Below are 16,704 nucleotides of genomic sequence, written 5' to 3' on the forward strand. Positions count from 1 at the left end.
GATATGTCAATTAATATAACATCATTACTAAAATGTGTACAGAATATGTACAAAAAAGAAGCAAATCAGAAATGTAAACGGAATGTGAAAAAATATACAGTAAATATTAAAATGGTAAAAAGTTTATGAAAAATGTAAGCGCTAAACTAATTAGGTATGTTTCTATTATGTAGTTACATTTAATTTTGCAAAATATAATAAAAATCATTTCAGTAGGGTTGCAATTTATTTGAAATAGGAGTAAAGTTACTTTTGCCCTGATAAACAAGTACTGAATACTTACAAATACATGACTACTACCTCATAATTATTCATAAGAAGCTAAAGTGGTTAGCGTATAGAGTGATCTAAAATCAACACAAACACGTAACACATAGTAATACAAAATAAAACATTCAATTAGGAGAGATACAAAATGATGAACAGCAAAATTCAAAAAGTATTATTGTCTACAGTAGTAGCAGCAAGTTTGGGAGCAGTATCCGTAGTAGCACCTTTGGGAGCACACCAAGTATCTGCTGCAACTAACGATTCTAACCATGAGAAAAACAAAGACAAAGCAGAAAAACGTGCTGACAACGCTGCTTACCAAGCTGCTGTATCTGCACAAGTAAATGCAATGTTCGGTTCTTCTAACGAAACAACAACTGCTCCAGAACAAGAAAAAACAGATGCCGCTAAGACACCTGCTACTGAAGCACAAGCTAAAACAAATGTAACTGTAGTTGTTCCACAAGGTGCTAGCCTTACTGAAATCGCTGCTCAATATGGTGTAACTGTAGATGAGTTGATTGCTGCTAACAATCTTCTTCCAGCTGGATACCAATTGACTATTCCGCAAAAATAAGATTTATCCATCTGATCGGCCAAGAGCATAGGATAGAAAAATACCAATAAAGATATACATGAAGCCATCTACTGCCATAGATGGTTTCTATTATGGTATTTCTTATACGAAATGCAACATATTCAAGTGAAGCAATGCAGATCAATTCGTTCATCTGTACGCTTGTTGTTAATTTATAATCAGTATACGGGTATTTGTGATGAAGGGCAACAACAAATTGTGTTTTACATACAAAAAAAGCTGACATTAACCATAATGTCAGCTTTTTTGTACGTTTTTTTCAAATATTTCCAAAATGATAACGCTTCATTTAAGAAAAATGACCCTAATATTGATTTTTATATCTTCAAACACGAACGGATGACATGTAAGAGAGAGATTAATTTCGTCTATACGAGTAAATCATCTAATCCTATAGACGAAATCATCACTTCATCGATCTTTTAAAAGGCACAGAGACCCTTTTTATTTTCTTAGTAGCAAATCACGATAGATGTACTCAAAAATAAACTCAAATGCTTCTAGATGGCGTTTGGCTTCAAATGCGTTTTGACCCCAAGCATAGATACCATGTCCACGTAACAGAATACCTGGAATCGATTGATTCAACACACCCGATACCAATTCGGCAATTTTAGGAATTTCAGCATAGTTAGGAAGAACAGGAATCGTAATCGCAGCATTTTCTTCCCAGATATTGAATGCTTTTATTAATTCTAATCCTTGAATCGGCACTTCACCTTGTTCACCAAAATATTCGCTTACTAGATTATTGAATACGGTGTGTACATGGAATACGGCACCACAACCGGTTTCACGATAGATTTCGCAATGAATTAATGTCTCTGCACTAGGCTTCAGCCCGGTAGTCTCACAAGGACGACCATCTTGATCTACAAATAAGAAATCAGACGGTGTGCTTACTGATTTGTCTTTACCACTTGCTGTAATGGCAAAATGGAAGTTCTCAGGCGTGTAGTCGCCTACACGAAGCGATAAGTTACCGCTTGTACCTGGAAACCAATGTCTTGCAGCGAATTGCTCTTTGATGCCACTTAGCTCTTGTAATGCCGCTTGCTTATGCTCTAAAGGAATATTAACAAAACTCATGAATGTATCGCTCCTATTCGTTGTCCAAAATCTGAAATAATATCATGGAAAGTATGGAAAGGTACATGATCGACCCCTAGTTCTACACATTTGTCTGTTAAGACAGAGCGTGAGTAGACCAGATCAGCAATCTTAGCTCCTTCAAAATCAGTTAAGCTATCTCCAATAAGGATACGCTCATATTGATCCGGCGAAAATTGACGCATAACCGTCGTTTTACACATTCCGCAATCATTTTGACAATGTTCATCACAAGGATGAGTCCATACAATCTCAATATGTTCACCACTAAAGTCAGCACCGTTACAGAAAATATGATCTTCTACAATATCAAAAGGAGCTAATAATGGTTTTAAGAAAAAGTCGATTCCACCGCTGGTCACATAAAAAGGAATCTGATGACGATGAACTAAAGCTAGAAAATCGCTAAATCCTTCACGAATACCGGCTGTATTCATCACATAATCCACAATTTCTTGCTTTTGTGAAGAAGGCAGTAGTGCAAACATTTTACCTACACCATCACGAATCGAACGTTGACCTCCGACGACTTCATTCATAATCTTTTCATATCCAGGAGGAGAGAAATGTTTCATAATCGCAACAATATTGTCGGAATTGGTAATCGTACCATCAAAATCACAAAAAATAATCGGTTGTTTACTTACACTCATCGTTCTCCACCCCAAAGTTCTAATGCTTGTCTAAGTTCTTCATGTCCTTGAGCGGCATAATCAGCAAGTGAAGTACCTGCCAATGCAGCATCTATAGCTTGTTGGAAAGCTCTACCACCCGCGCTAGCACCTTCGGGATGACCGTGAATACCGCCACCAGCATTAATAATTACCTGATGACCAAAGTCTTTCAGAATCAATGGTACAAGCCCTGGATGAATACCAGCCGAAGGTACAGGGAAGCTATGCTGGAAAGGCAAGGCTGGGGATACCAGTTGCTCCCGAATCGCCATATTTTCTGCTTTGGGCATGACTACTGAGCCATAAGGAGAAGGGAACAGTACAAGATCAGCACCCGCAATACGCATCAATTGACCCAGTAACACCGAAGCTGAAATCCCATAATAAGGCGATGGATAATAAGCACCTGCAAGCGATGGATGTGCCATAATTGGAATATTGATCTCAGGATCGCGTGCCAGTTCATGAAGCACATCGTATCCATAAGCTAATACATTAAGAAGTAGAGCATTGGCTCCTGAATCGATTGCTTTTTTGGCTTGTTCTTTTAATTTAAAAGTATGACCGGTTAGATTGGCAGCATATAGTACTTTTTTGCCTGTTTGTGCTTGTACATCATCGGCAGCTTTACGGCAAGCAGCCACACGTTTTTCGATTGGCGTTAATTCATTTTCAAATAAAATTTCATCGTCTTTAATTAGATCCACGCCACCTAGAGCTTGTGCTGTAAATTGACGTGTTAATTCATCCAGATCATGACCGATCACTGATTTGAAAATACTCATCAATAACGGACGTTCAGGAATACCTAGAATATCTCGTACACCTTGGATGCCAAATTTAGGGCCCATAAAAGCACTTAAAAACGTATCTGACAATTGTAAATTGGTTAATTTGATCTGACCATCCATCGAAATTTTACCAAATACCGTAATCAATAATGCAGGAATATCGGAACTGAAGTTAGCATCAGGGTAAGCGATCTGAATATCCGCATAACGCTCACCTTGTTCGGATTCATTCACCTCAACAGAAATGACTTCACCTAGATGCTTTTTCATAGATTCTTGCTTGGCGGCAGGTAATTCGGTCCAGCTACCGACCGTCATCCCAATTGCAATCGAAGAAGCTTTTTTATGAAAATCAGCTTTACTATCATAACAACGATAAGAAGCTATACAATAACTCATGAATTGTCCTCCTTGAGTGCAGCACCCATCTCACGAGAACGTTCTGCACAGCGTTCTACACCACGTACAATCGTGTCTTGCATATGTGCATCTTCAAATACTTTAATCGCCGCTGCGGTTGATCCATTAGGAGAAGTAACTTTGGCACGCAGAGCAGCAGGTTCTTCACCGGTTTGTTGTACCATATGAGAAGCACCAATTACGGTCTGAATCGTAAGTTCACGTGCTTGCTCAGCAGATAATCCGCCTTCGATCCCTGCACGAATCATCGATTCCATCACATAATAAATATAAGCAGGGCCACTTCCTGAAATACCGGTCAACGTTTCCATTTGAAATTCTTCGATCTCGGTTACCGTACCGACAGCTTCAAATAGATGATGAACTAATTGACGTTGTTCCAGACTCACTTCTTCCGAAAAGACTAGACCTGTGGCTCCAAGTCCGATACTACTTGAAGTATTGGGCATGGTACGTGCTACAGGTTGCTTGCGACCGAGTAAGTGCTGAATCGTACCTACTTCCAAACCTGCAATTACAGAAACAATCAATTGATCTTCTGTCAAAGTAGGTCCTAACTGACGAAGTGCATGAGCTGCATCGACAGGTTTCATCGCTAGTACAATCACTTTGGCTTGTTGCAAAGCGGCTGTACGTGTCGATTCTTCTCCAGCGACAGCAACACCGTAACGTTGTACTAAATAATCTAAACGTTCCTTATTTCCACGGTTTAGCATTGTTACGTGAGCAGGAACCACAACAGCTCGATTCACTAACCCTCGTAAAATTGCTTCTGCCATAGATCCTGATCCATAAAAACAAAGAGGTTCTGTTATTAACGTTTGTAAAGATTGAGGGTGACTCATCATTTTCATCCTTTCAAGCACTTGGTATTACAAGCGCTACGTCTTCTAGTTAAATCAAATATGATTTTTGCAGAGCAAAATACCTTTTTATGAACCTATGATTCATAGTTATATTATTGACGAATTTGACCATTTCCGTAAATACGATATTTGGTCGAAGTGAGTGCAGGTAATCCCATAGGACCGCGTGCATGTAGTTTCTGTGTACTGATGCCAATTTCAGCCCCGAATCCGAATTCGAATCCATCAGTAAAACGAGTAGAAGCATTGTGGTACACAGCAGCGGCATCGACTTCTTGCATAAAGCGTTTGGCATTATTCTCATCAGCGGTAACGATACATTCCGAGTGCATCGTGCCATAAGTTGCAATATGTTGCAATGCTTCATCCAGATTAGCTACGATTTTGATATTCAAAATATAGTCATTATATTCGGTAGCATAATCTTGTTCAGTCACTTCTTTTGCCCATGGAATCAATTGACGTGTTCCTGCGCAACCCCGAATTTCTACCTGATCCTCACGTAAAGCTTCAGCAAGCGCGATAAAAGCAGTCTGGTCATAGTCTGTATGCACTAATAGTGTTTCCATCGAGTTACAGACGGAAGGACGCTGTACTTTAGCATTGATCGCTATGTCTAATGCCATCTGATGATCTGCTGTAGCATCAATAAAGGTATGGCAGATGCCTGCTCCCGTCTCAATTACAGGAACAGTTGAATTTTGAACTACATTTTGGATTAAAGAATGACCACCACGTGGAATAATAACATCGATAATACCATTCAGCTTCATCATTTCATTGACAGAAGCACGATCTGCATCTTCGATCAGTTGTAAGGCATCACGTGGAATAGCAGATTGTTCAAGCGCTTGATGAAGCACTTCAACCATTTTACGATTAGAAGAAAGGGCAGCAGAACCGCCACGTAGAACAACAGCATTACCTGTTTTGAGAGATAATCCTGCCGCATCGACAGTGACATTTGGACGAGCTTCATAGATAATTCCGATCACTCCAATAGGGACACGAAGCTTCTCGATAATCAATCCATTAGGACGTTCTAACGTTTCCAAAAGATCACCTACAGGATCATCCAGATCAGCGATTTGACGTAGAGCAGAAGCTATTCCTTCAATCCGTACGCTATCCAGACGTAGGCGGTCTAACATCGATTCCGATGTTCCTTGTGCCCGTCCACGTTCTAAATCTTCGATATTGGCTGTAATAATCTCATCTGTATGAGAGATGAGCGCTTTGGCCATGATCAATAACGCTTCATTTTTGTCATCAGTAGATAATGCACCTAGTCTAGTCGAAGCTTGTTTGGCAAGAGTGGACTTGTGTAATACTTCACTCATAATAAAAAACCTCCTCTATCCTAATAAGTTAAAGTATAAATCAAATATTATAATGAAACCCATTCATCCCGATGGACAGCTTCTAAGCGGTGGATATCTTCAATACCTAATCGCTTCGATACCTCAGAGCTAGGTAGACCACAGATTAATTGTAATTGATCATGATCATAATTGACGATACCCCGCCCCAGTACTTCACGCTGAAGATTCACCACTTCAATCACATCTCCGGCATGGAATTGACCTTCCACTTGCTTAATCCCAACAGGTAATAGACTACGATATTCACGAGTCAATGCTTGAGCTGCACCATCATCAACAATAAGGGTGCCCAGTGGAGTCGATAAGAAGCCAAGCCATTGCTTTTTAATCGAAAGTGCAGAGACATGCGTCGCAAAATACGTTCCTTTACCATGATGATCAATCGCTGCTTTGAGATCACCGACTTCACGTACACGACCAACAAATACAGGTACACCGCCGCGAGTAGCTATTTTGGCGGCATCAATCTTAGAACGCATACCACCTGTACCTACCGCAGAACCGGAACCTCCAGCAACCGCATAGATTTCATCGGTAATCTCATCAATGCGATCATATCGCTTAGCCGTTGGATCATGACGGGGATCAGCACTATACAATCCTTCCATGTCCGTTAGAATAATCAATTGCGAAGCACGCGCTAGATTAGCAACCAGCGCAGATAATGTATCATTATCACCGAATTTCAATTCATCGACAGATACCGTATCATTTTCATTGAAAATAGGAATAACCCCTTGCTTCAGCAATTCTTCAATAGTCATGGTTGCATTGCCTGTTCGTTTCCGATTGTTAAAATCACTGCGGGTTAACAATATCTGTCCACTAACTATGCCATGACGTGCAAAAGCTTGTTGATAATCACGCATCAGCAGGGCTTGACCGACCGAAGCGGCGGCTTGCTTTTCATGTAACAACTTGGGACGTGAAGGATAGCCTATTTCTCTAAATCCTGCGGCAACAGCTCCCGAGGTGACCAAAAGCACAGAGTACCCTGCACGCTGTAACGAGGCGATCTCATCTGCAAAAAAATCAACAGCTTGATGATCAAGTCCTCCTTGTGGTCCGGTTAGCGAGCTGCTCCCAATCTTGACAACAATACGCTGATTTGACAATATGTTCACTCCTTTATAACTGCCTATCCATTTCTATATTTAGTTACAATATAAACAAAAAAGACTTTCATCCTCTACATCAACATACAATGCAAAGGACGAAAGTCTGAGCTTCCGCGGTACCACCTTTATTGACAGAATCTATCGTTCTGTCCGGCTTAAATATCCAAGATAACGGTAGGTATCCGTTCAGCGTTATAGGCGCTAAAAGTTCGGGGGTAGGTTCGGTAAGAGCTGGTGGCGAATCCTTTCAGCCGCTGGGATTCACTCTCTATACACACCGCAGGTTTACGTACTGTTCCCGTCATCACAATCATTCGTATCCATAGCGTATCAATGAAGCTTACGCTAACTGTTTGTTGCAAACTAGAATAGCATGATCAAGCGCTTTTGCCAAGCACCGCATCACTTACTTGAATAATCCTAGCTTGCCAATACGGCGTACCGCTTCTTGCAACCGTTCTTCAGAAGTGAGTAGACCGATACGTACATATCCTTCACCTTTGGTTCCGAAGCCAACTCCTGGTGCTACAGCTACATGTGCTTTTTCTAGCAGTAAAGTGGCAAATTCTTCTGAACCCATGCCGTTAGGTGTAGGCAACCAGGCGAAGAAAGAACCTTTAGGCGCTTGAGCTTCCCAACCGATTTTTTCCAATTCAGCAAAAAAAGCATTTCGGCGAGATTCATAGGTAGCTACCAGATCAGTCACACATTGTTGTGACTCTGTTAAAGCTTTGGCTGCCGCTGCTTGAATACCTCCAAACAAACTCACATACACATGATCTTGCATTAAGTTGATCAGACGAATGATTTCTTTATTTCCTAGAGCAAAAGCAACACGCCAGCCAGCCATATTATACGTTTTGGATAACGTATAGAACTCAACGCCGACTTCTTTGGCACCCGGAATCTGTAAAAAGCTCACCGGTTGTTCTCCGTCAAATCCTATCGCTCCATAAGCAAAATCGCTAGCAACAACAATATTATGCTTAGCTGCAAATTGTACTGTTTCTTCATAGAAAGAGTAAGGAGCTGTCGCTGATGTAGGGTTGTTCGGATAATTTAGAAACATCAACTTGGCTTTCTCTAATATTTCGGGTGCAATTGCATCATAATCTGGTAAGTATTTATTTTCTTCTGTCAAAGGCATAAAGGACATCTCTGCACCAGATAGTGCAACACCAGACCAGTAATCAGGATACCCCGGATCAGGAACAAGACATACATCCCCTTGTTCAAGCATAATTTGGCTAATTTCAATCAGACCTGTTTTGCCACCGAATAAAATAGCAACTTCTGTCTCAGGATCAAGATCGACATTATAATCTTCTTTATAACGTTGTGCCGCCGCTTCTTTGAGAAAAGAATAACCGGAAAAAGGCGAGTACTTATGATACTGTGGATTTCCAGCGGCTTCACGTAATTCTTCTACAATATGTGGAGGGGTTGGTTGATCAGGATTTCCTTGCCCCAAGTTAATAACATCATGCCCTGCGGCAACCTGACGATTAACATTTTGAACAAGCTTGGCAAAAAATTGTTCAGGCAGTTGATTCATGACACTGGCAGGTTGTATTGATATACTTGGTAATTCATTTGTATTTGGGTTTGAGTTTGAAGAAGTAGTCATCGTTATCACTCCGTATCCGCTAAATTCATGGTATGATTGTTAAAATTTAAAAAAACCTCAAGTGTTCCTAATCTATCATGATTTTTCCGATCAGTATACAGGAGATTTAAAGGAATCGAAAGTCAGAAGGGTTCGTTGCCCATTCTATGTTACTGATTCTATATAGAGGATATCCAAAATAATAAACTCATGCTACATTAAAACTAGCTTAGATTCAGCTAGCTACTCAAGCTGTGATAAAGGGGATTATAACCAATGAATAAGACACGTCAATTACATATTGCTTTGATTCAAATGGATATTGAGCTTGCGAATCCTACAGTTAATCAACAACGTGCTGAACAATGGATTACACAAGCGATGAGTGCGGCGCCAAGACCCGATGTAATCGTACTTCCTGAAATGTGGAATACCGGTTACGCTCTCGATCGCTTAGAAGGATTAGCTGAACGTGAAAATGGCAAGCTGACCGCATGGATGAGTCAAATCGCTAAGCAACATCAGATTGTACTGGTAGGAGGTTCGATATCAGAACAACGGGAGAGCGGTTTTTATAATACATTATATGTGTATGGAGCAGATGGCGAGCGTACTGCCAAATACGATAAAATTCATTTGTTCAAATTGATGAACGAAGAGAAATTTATGCAACCGGGTGAGCAGAAAGCATTATTTCCTCTACATGATGTGACGGCCGCCGCTTCGATTTGTTATGATCTTCGCTTTCCCGAGTTAGCACGCAGTCTAGCTCTAGCCGGTGCACAGATCTGGTTCGTGCCTGCGGAATGGCCTCATCCACGTATGCATCATTGGCGTACACTACTGACTGCACGTGCGATTGAGAATCAAATGTATGTGGTGGCTTGCAATCGAGTCGGACGGGACGAGAAAAGTGAATTTTTCGGACATTCGATGATTATTGATCCTTGGGGTGAAGTATTAGCTGAAGGGGATGAAGTAGAAGGAATCATTAGTGCGACGATAGATCTTGATCTAGCAGATGAAGTACGTGGGCGTATTCCTGTATTTGCAGATCGCCGTCCTGAATTATATATTCATGAACAAAAGTAAAACAGCATACGAGGTAACACATAGATTCTACAGAAGCGGAAATAATACAGCATATATCATGTGCTATTATTTCCGCTTTTTTTATGCTGTCATTTAGAAAGAGTAAATGAGCATACAAATGAACGATCTCGCATAAAAGAAGAAAACAATCCTAATTTAAATCTTTTAACTTACTAAAAGTTAGTTAGTTCGGTGTTCAGCAACATTCTTCCCTAAAGGTCTTTTGTTCTTGTGCAAACTGTTTATAATAAGGATATACAACACGAGCTTACAACTTAGACACTTGTACACGTAATTAGTTTAACTTAAAGATATTTCAAATAAGGTCATTCAAAAATCATTTAAAATCAAAATTAAAAAAATGAATTAACAAAAAGGAGATTATTATTATGACACTTCGCACAGCAGGTATTCACCACATCACTTCTTTCGTATCTGATCCACAACGTAACGTTGATTTCTATGCAGGCGTACTTGGATTGCATATGGTTAAAAAAACAATTAACTTTGATGCACCCGATGTATACCATTTGTACTTTGGAGATGCTGGCGGTAGTCCAGGAACGATCGTTACCTTTTTCCCACAACCAGGTGCACGTAAAGGAGCCGTTGGAGCAGGTCAACTAGGAATTACAGTATTTGCTGTTCCAACAGGATCACTTGATTTCTGGAAAGAGCGCTTAACTCGATTAGGTATTCGCTTTGAACCGGTTCAACGTTTTGGCGAACAGTTATTGCGATTTGAAGATCATGATGGCCTACGGATCGAATTGGTAGAACGTGAAGGCGGCGCACAGAGTACATGGGAATGGGATGGTATTACGGCTGCCCAAGCGATCAAAGGATTCGGTGGTGGTGTATTATTTAGCGCAGCACCAGCTAAAACATTGCATACAGTAGAGCATATATTAGGATTAACCAAAATTGCGGAAGAAGATGGATATGTTCGTTTTCAAGCCGATGGAGAGATCGGTAATATTATTGATGTCAATTCTCGCGAATTACCAAGAGGGATTGCTGGAGCAGGAACCGTTCATCATATCGCATGGCGTGCGGCTGACTTTGCAGAGCATGAACTATGGCGTGAACAAGTACAAGCAGGAGGATTCCAACCTACACCTGTGATTGATCGTCAATATTTCAATGCAGTCTACTTCCGTGAAGAAGGTGGAATCTTATTTGAAATTGCTACAGATCCTCCAGGATTCGCTAATGACGAACCAGCTGATCAATTAGGACAAAAATTAATGTTACCTGAATGGTATGAACCACAACGTGAATTGATCGAAAACAATCTATTACCGATCGAAGTTCGTAAAGTATCAGCTCAATCGTAAATAAAGAATGGAGGAATAGAAAATGACACTGACTTTAAAGCATATTTTTAAACAAGGAAGCGACCCTTCACAACCATTACTCTTATTGTTACATGGTACAGGTGGAACAGAAAATGATTTAATTCCTTTAGCACAACGTCTTGCACCAACAGCTTCGATATTGGGTGTGCGTGGAGCTGTTTTGGAAAATGGAATGCCACGCTTTTTCCGTCGCTTGGCAGAAGGGGTATTCGATGAGCCTGATTTGATTGCTCGTACGCATGAATTAAATACGTTTTTGGATGAAGCCGCAGTCGAGTATGGATTTGATCGTCGTAATATTGTAGCTGTAGGATATTCCAATGGTGCTAATATTGCAGCAAGCTTACTTTTCCATGATAATCAATCGTTAAAAGGAGCTGTTCTGCATCATGCGATGGTTCCACTTCGCAGTGTAACCGTGCCTGATCTTTCAGGTATTCCGATCTTTATGGGTTCAGGTACCAATGATCCGATTATTCCTCGCGCAGAAACAGAAGAATTAGCGAAGTATTTTGTAGATGCACAGGCAAATTTACATCTGCATTGGGAAAATTACGGACACCAATTAACTGCAACCGAAGTGGAAGCAGCGGTACAATGGTATAATCAACAGTTCGTATCCTAAAAGTTCACCATGAATTTCAAAAAAAGTTAAAAAAACGCTTCTGCTGTATTAAACGTAAACTCCTAGATGGGTTAGGCTTATCTCAAGGATTGTACGTTAATACATAACAGAAGCGTTTTTTGATGACCGATTATTATGAAATAAAGATGTTACTACGAATATAGCTTATGATTTTTGGTCAGGTACGATACATGAACCATCTACACATACATCGCCTTCAGTGCTATTGATCATTTGTAATGGATGATCTTCTGCCCATACATCTTGCAATGTATTTAGGAAGACTTCTGTCGGTTGTGCTCCAGAGATACCATATTTGTTATTAACAACAAAGAAAGGAACTCCAGTTACACCTAATTGATTCGCTTGTTGTTCATCTTGACGAACTTCTTTGCCCAATTGTTCGCTGTTCAAAAAGGTCTGTGTCTCGGTGCGATCCAAGCCTACACGTTCAGCGATATCCAGCAATGTATCATGATCTCCAATATGCAATGAATCTGTAAAATAAGCACGGAATAAAGCTTCGTTCATTTCTGCTTCTTTACCCTGTTTAGCGGCAAATTTGAGTAGACGATGTGCATCAAAGCTGTTGGTTAATACCATCGTATCAAATTGGAAATCTAAACCTTCATTTTTGGCTTGTTGCCATAAGTTAGCGCTATTTTGCTTCACTTGCTCTAACGTTAAGCCGTATTTGTTCATTAACATTTCGTACATATTCATTGGAATATCTTTAGCAGCATTCGGGTCCAACTCAAAGCTACGGAAACTAACTTCTACTTCGTCCCGATTCGGAAATTGTTCTAACGCTTTATTAAGACGTGCTTTGCCGATATAACAAAATGGACATTGATAATCTGACCAAACTTCAATTTTCATAGGTATAATCCTCCAGTAAAATAAATAGAATGCACATTGATAAATATAAATAAAACGATCTATAAGGTGTAATCATGTTAGTTGCACTATCTCCAGTATAAACGCAATCCATTGTTATTAATAGTATTTTTATTACTTTTTGTAATTAAGATATGATTACTATTGTTTTTGCTGTTTTTTTATAGTGGATTGGATTCTAATACATCCTGCTCTAACTGATTTTGTTCGCCCCAATCACACATCATATCCAAAATAGGTATCAAAGATTGTCCACGTGCAGATAAACGGTATTCTACTTTAGGTGGTACTTGTGGATATTCCGTACGGATGATTAGCTGATCTTGTTCTAATTCTTTTAGTGTAACACTTAACGTTTTGAAAGAAATCGTACCGATCGAGCGCTTGAGTTCATTATAGCGCATCACTTTATTTTCGCCGGCTAACCAGTACATCACGATCATTTTATATTTCCCACCTACCAGTGAGAGGGTGTAGCCAAATCCTGTATCTTTAAGGTCAACGCCTGTCAGACTATAGTTACCGATATGCATAACATACTCTCCTTTAGGTTAGTATCTAACATTAAAGTGCGTACTTTTTTTAAAATGTAATCCACCATACAATGATTGAAGCAACATAAATACGCGTAATCATGATGGAGGTTTATATGAAAACATTAGTTATTGTAACGCATCCCCATATGGAGGATTCTGTGATTAATAAACGTTGGGTCAAAGAACTGGAACAGTATCCAGATCAATTTACTATCCATGAATTGTATAAAGTCTATCCGGACGAAAAAATAAATGTGGAGCAAGAACAAGCACTAGTTGAAGCCCATGATCACATTGTTTTTCAATTTCCATTATACTGGTTTAATTCGCCGCCACTTCTAAAAAAATGGTTGGATGAAGTATTATTATATGGTTGGGCATACGGTTCAACAGGTAAAGTATTTACTGATCGTAAAGTCGCTATTGCAGTAACTGTAGGCGTCAGTGAAGCTGATTATCAACCCGAAGGAAAATATCGTTATACGTTAGAACAAATATTACTTCCTTTTGAAATGACATTCGATTATATTCATGCTTCGTATCAAGGCTTTACCGCTTTCTATAGTGCAGAGCACGAATCTACTCCTGTACGTATTGAAGAAAGTATTTCAGGATATATTGATTTTCTACAAAATCTTTAAAAGAAGAATCTTTTTCGTTAAGAAGATGATTTTCGATGATAAAGTATTTTACGATTCATCAAGTGCTAGTCTTCGTATAAAAATCCAAATGCAGAAATAGGGAGAGACAGTTCATGTCTTCTCCTTATTTTTATTGTTCAGGATTCACTACATTGATCATCGTTTCTTTAAAAGTCTGCACAAAAGCTTCAGCGGCTTTGGAAAGGTAGCGTCCTTTGCGACGTGCAATGACCAGAGTACGGCTTGGAATCGGCTCGGCTAAAGGTAAATAAATCGGTAAAAACTCGCCACGTCGTGCTCGTGCAATATAATGAGGCACAAAAGTAACACCCATTCCAGTAGCGACTAAAGATTGGATCGTCTCAATATTATTACTTTCAAATACAACTTGTGGCTCAAATCCTGCTTCTTTACAGACATCGAATACAATTTTGCGGAATCCTTGTCCTTTTTTGAGTACGATAAATGGTTCATGTTCTAATTCTTTTAATTGTACAGGTCGATGATCACCATTCGCAAAGCGCTGCGCTAAAGGATGATTAGGGGGTACAGCCAGGTCGATCAATTCATCGCCAACGGGTTCATAAGTTAGTGAAGGTTCTGTCAGTGGAAGAGCCAGTAGACTCAAATCAGTTTTACCACTTGCAGTTAACTTTTCCAGATTCAGCGAAGTATCTTCTATTAAGATGACTTCAATCTGCGGATAAGCAGCACGGAAAGCAGGTAATACATGAGGGAGTAAATGTGAACCGGTAATCTGCATACTACCAACCACAACACGTCCACTTTGTAATTGCGAAATATCTGCCATTTCTTGACGTAACTGTTCCACTGCATCAATAATCTTCTGCGCTTGTTCTACAAAATTAGCACCTGCATGAGTTAATTCTACAGTACTGGTATTCCGCTGGAACAGAAGCACCCCTAATTCTTTTTCTAATTTGGATAATTGCTGACTAAGTGAAGGTTGAGCAATATGTAATTTCTCGGCTGCACGTGAAAAGTTACGTTCAGCGGCTATTTGTAACGCATATTGCAATTGTCTAAGTTCCATGTTCAGTTGCTCCTTCGTACATCTATTGTTTTTATACATCTATTTTAATAAAAGTTCACTTATAAGTATAGCCTATAACTTCTATAGTTATTATATCTTGGAACAATATAGCACTGGATGTTATATTAGATTCAATATAAAGCGGTGCTTCATTCTCAGGTCCAAGATTTCATTGCAGCCATCGTAATCTGCTGCAAGAGAATGTTCGCTGACTTAGTCCGAATCTTATGATGGGGTGAAAATAATGAGTAAAAAAACATTGTACGAGAAAATTTGGGATAATCACGTTATTTTTCAACAAGAAAATCAACCGAGTATTTTGTATATTGATCTACATTTAGTACATGAAGTAACATCGCCGCAAGCATTTGAAGGCTTACGTCTAAGCAATCGTAAAGTACGTCGTCCAGAATTAACATTTGCAACGATGGATCATAACGTACCGACAACAGATCGTTTTAATATTAAAGATCCAATTTCTAAGCAACAAATCGATACATTAAGTCAGAACTGTGCAGATTTTGGAGTCAAACTATTTGATCTTGATACGATTGATCAAGGGGTTGTCCATGTTATGGGTCCAGAATTGGGTCTAACTCATCCGGGCAAAACAATCGTGTGTGGAGATAGTCATACATCAACTCATGGAGCTTTCGGTGCTCTTGCTTTTGGTATCGGAACCAGTGAAGTAGAACATGTTATGGCAACACAGTGTTTGCAGCAATCCAAGTCCAAAACGATGGAAATTCGTTTTAATGGGTCACGAAAACCGGGCGTTACAGCAAAAGATATGATCTTGGGCGTTATCGCGAAATATGGTACTGACTTTGCAACAGGTTATGTATTGGAGTATACAGGTGAAGCGATTCGTGAGTTAACGATGGAAGAACGTATGACTGTATGTAATATGTCCATTGAAGGTGGTGCAAGAGCAGGTCTAATCGCCCCAGACGCAACAACGATCGAATATCTTCGTGGTCGCCAATATGTTCCACAAGGCGCAGCATTTGAAGAAGCTGTAGCACGTTGGGAACAGTTAACAACAGATGCAGATGCAGAGTATGATACTGTGCTTGAATTTGATGTCGATACATTAATTCCACAAGTAACCTGGGGAACAAGTCCGGGTATGGGTACAGATATTACTTCTTCCGTACCGAACCCTGCTGATTTCACGACTGAAAATGAACGTAGAGCTGCTGAAAAAGCACTTGAATATATGGATTTGGCTCCGGGTACACCGATGGCTGAAATTCCGGTTGATTATGTATTTATCGGTTCTTGTACGAATGGACGTATAGAAGATTTGCGTGCAGCAGCAGCTGTAGCGAAAGGATATACTGTTTCGGATCGTTTGACAGCTATCGTCGTTCCTGGTTCTGGACGCGTGAAGATTCAAGCGGAAAAAGAAGGCTTGGATGTGGTATTTAAAGAAGCTGGTTTTGAATGGCGTGAAGCAGGATGCAGTATGTGTCTAGCGATGAACCCGGATGTATTACAACCTGGACAACGCTGTGCTTCAACATCGAATCGTAACTTTGAAGGGCGTCAAGGGCGTGGTGGACGTACGCATCTAGTTTCTCCAGCAATGGCAGCAGCAGCGGCGATCACAGGACACTTTACCGATGTACGTGATTGGAATTTCAAATCAGAAGTATTGAACTAG

At 40.0% G+C, this 16,704-nt stretch carries 16 protein-coding genes and 1 other annotated feature; of the genes, 6 read left to right on the forward strand and 10 right to left on the reverse strand.

Going from position 1 to position 16,704, the window contains the following annotated elements; genetic code table 11:
* The first annotated feature begins 415 nt into the window (after window positions 1-415).
* Complete coding sequence (locus RCP16_RS05175) at window positions 416-847, forward strand: LysM peptidoglycan-binding domain-containing protein (protein ID WP_241669238.1); 432 nt, start codon at window positions 416-418, stop codon at window positions 845-847.
* 465 nt (window positions 848-1,312) lie between these two features.
* Here the strand turns inward: RCP16_RS05175 and mtnB are convergent, their stop codons facing one another.
* From mtnB to RCP16_RS05210, 7 genes are all read right to left on the reverse strand, one after another.
* Window positions 1,313-1,957 carry a methylthioribulose 1-phosphate dehydratase gene (gene mtnB, locus RCP16_RS05180; protein WP_069327960.1) on the reverse strand — a complete coding sequence of 215 codons (645 nt, stop codon included), beginning with the start codon at window positions 1,955-1,957 and terminating at the stop codon, window positions 1,313-1,315.
* Window positions 1,954-2,631 carry a 2-hydroxy-3-keto-5-methylthiopentenyl-1-phosphate phosphatase gene (locus tag RCP16_RS05185; protein ID WP_308641799.1) on the reverse strand — a complete coding sequence of 226 codons (678 nt, stop codon included), beginning with the start codon at window positions 2,629-2,631 and terminating at the stop codon, window positions 1,954-1,956. Before RCP16_RS05185 ends, mtnB begins: the two co-directional genes overlap by 4 nt.
* On the reverse strand, window positions 2,628-3,842 hold the full coding sequence (locus tag RCP16_RS05190) for a 2,3-diketo-5-methylthiopentyl-1-phosphate enolase (RefSeq protein ID WP_308641800.1): 1,215 nt from the start codon (window positions 3,840-3,842) through the stop codon (window positions 2,628-2,630). Before RCP16_RS05190 ends, RCP16_RS05185 begins: the two co-directional genes overlap by 4 nt.
* Window positions 3,839-4,711 (reverse strand): pyrroline-5-carboxylate reductase, encoded by an 873-nt coding sequence (gene proC / locus RCP16_RS05195; protein ID WP_371748225.1) that lies wholly within the window; start codon window positions 4,709-4,711, stop codon window positions 3,839-3,841. Before proC ends, RCP16_RS05190 begins: the two co-directional genes overlap by 4 nt.
* Window positions 4,712-4,821: 110 nt before the next feature.
* The gene (locus RCP16_RS05200) at window positions 4,822-6,069 is read right to left on the reverse strand and encodes a glutamate-5-semialdehyde dehydrogenase (RefSeq protein ID WP_308641802.1); all 1,248 of its coding nucleotides are present in this window, start codon (window positions 6,067-6,069) and stop codon (window positions 4,822-4,824) included.
* Window positions 6,070-6,116: 47 nt separating this feature from the next.
* Window positions 6,117-7,253, reverse strand: coding sequence for a glutamate 5-kinase (proB, locus tag RCP16_RS05205; protein ID WP_308642447.1), 1,137 nt, complete (start codon window positions 7,251-7,253; stop codon window positions 6,117-6,119).
* A 64-nt stretch (window positions 7,254-7,317) separates the two neighbouring features.
* Window positions 7,318-7,543, reverse strand: a binding site (T-box leader).
* Window positions 7,544-7,635: 92 nt separating this feature from the next.
* Window positions 7,636-8,856, reverse strand: coding sequence for a pyridoxal phosphate-dependent aminotransferase (locus RCP16_RS05210; protein ID WP_308641803.1), 1,221 nt, complete (start codon window positions 8,854-8,856; stop codon window positions 7,636-7,638).
* Between the two features lie 255 nt (window positions 8,857-9,111).
* Here RCP16_RS05210 and RCP16_RS05215 point away from each other — a divergent pair, with 255 nt between their 5' ends.
* The 3 genes from RCP16_RS05215 to RCP16_RS05225 all read left to right on the forward strand — a co-directional run bounded on the left by RCP16_RS05215 (window position 9,112) and on the right by RCP16_RS05225 (window position 11,910).
* A complete protein-coding gene (locus RCP16_RS05215) occupies window positions 9,112-9,927 on the forward strand; it encodes a carbon-nitrogen family hydrolase (RefSeq protein ID WP_308641804.1) in 816 nt (271 codons plus the stop codon).
* Window positions 9,928-10,316: 389 nt separating this feature from the next.
* A complete protein-coding gene (locus RCP16_RS05220) occupies window positions 10,317-11,264 on the forward strand; it encodes a ring-cleaving dioxygenase (protein WP_137220607.1) in 948 nt (315 codons plus the stop codon).
* Window positions 11,265-11,286: 22 nt separating this feature from the next.
* Window positions 11,287-11,910: an alpha/beta hydrolase gene (locus RCP16_RS05225; RefSeq protein ID WP_069327967.1), complete on the forward strand. Its 624-nt coding sequence runs from the start codon at window positions 11,287-11,289 to the stop codon at window positions 11,908-11,910.
* Window positions 11,911-12,075: 165 nt separating this feature from the next.
* Here RCP16_RS05225 and RCP16_RS05230 read toward each other — a convergent pair whose 3' ends face one another.
* Window positions 12,076-12,789, reverse strand: coding sequence for a DsbA family oxidoreductase (locus RCP16_RS05230; protein ID WP_069327968.1), 714 nt, complete (start codon window positions 12,787-12,789; stop codon window positions 12,076-12,078).
* 179 nt (window positions 12,790-12,968) lie between these two features.
* On the reverse strand, window positions 12,969-13,340 hold the full coding sequence (locus RCP16_RS05235; protein ID WP_069327969.1) for a winged helix-turn-helix transcriptional regulator: 372 nt from the start codon (window positions 13,338-13,340) through the stop codon (window positions 12,969-12,971).
* A gap of 116 nt (window positions 13,341-13,456) precedes the next feature.
* Between RCP16_RS05235 and RCP16_RS05240 the strand changes: the two genes are divergently transcribed.
* Window positions 13,457-13,984: an NAD(P)H-dependent oxidoreductase gene (locus tag RCP16_RS05240; RefSeq protein WP_069327970.1), complete on the forward strand. Its 528-nt coding sequence runs from the start codon at window positions 13,457-13,459 to the stop codon at window positions 13,982-13,984.
* 130 nt (window positions 13,985-14,114) lie between these two features.
* Here RCP16_RS05240 and RCP16_RS05245 read toward each other — a convergent pair whose 3' ends face one another.
* Window positions 14,115-15,038: a LysR family transcriptional regulator gene (locus RCP16_RS05245; protein WP_069327971.1), complete on the reverse strand. Its 924-nt coding sequence runs from the start codon at window positions 15,036-15,038 to the stop codon at window positions 14,115-14,117.
* Between the two features lie 244 nt (window positions 15,039-15,282).
* On the opposite strand from RCP16_RS05245, the gene leuC reads away from it, so the two are divergent.
* Entirely contained in the window at window positions 15,283-16,704 is a 1,422-nt protein-coding gene (gene leuC / locus RCP16_RS05250) for a 3-isopropylmalate dehydratase large subunit (protein ID WP_308641805.1), read from the forward strand.

Source organism: Paenibacillus nuruki, from assembly GCF_963311185.1.
Classification (GTDB): Bacteria; Bacillota; Bacilli; order Paenibacillales; family Paenibacillaceae; genus Saccharibacillus; species Saccharibacillus nuruki.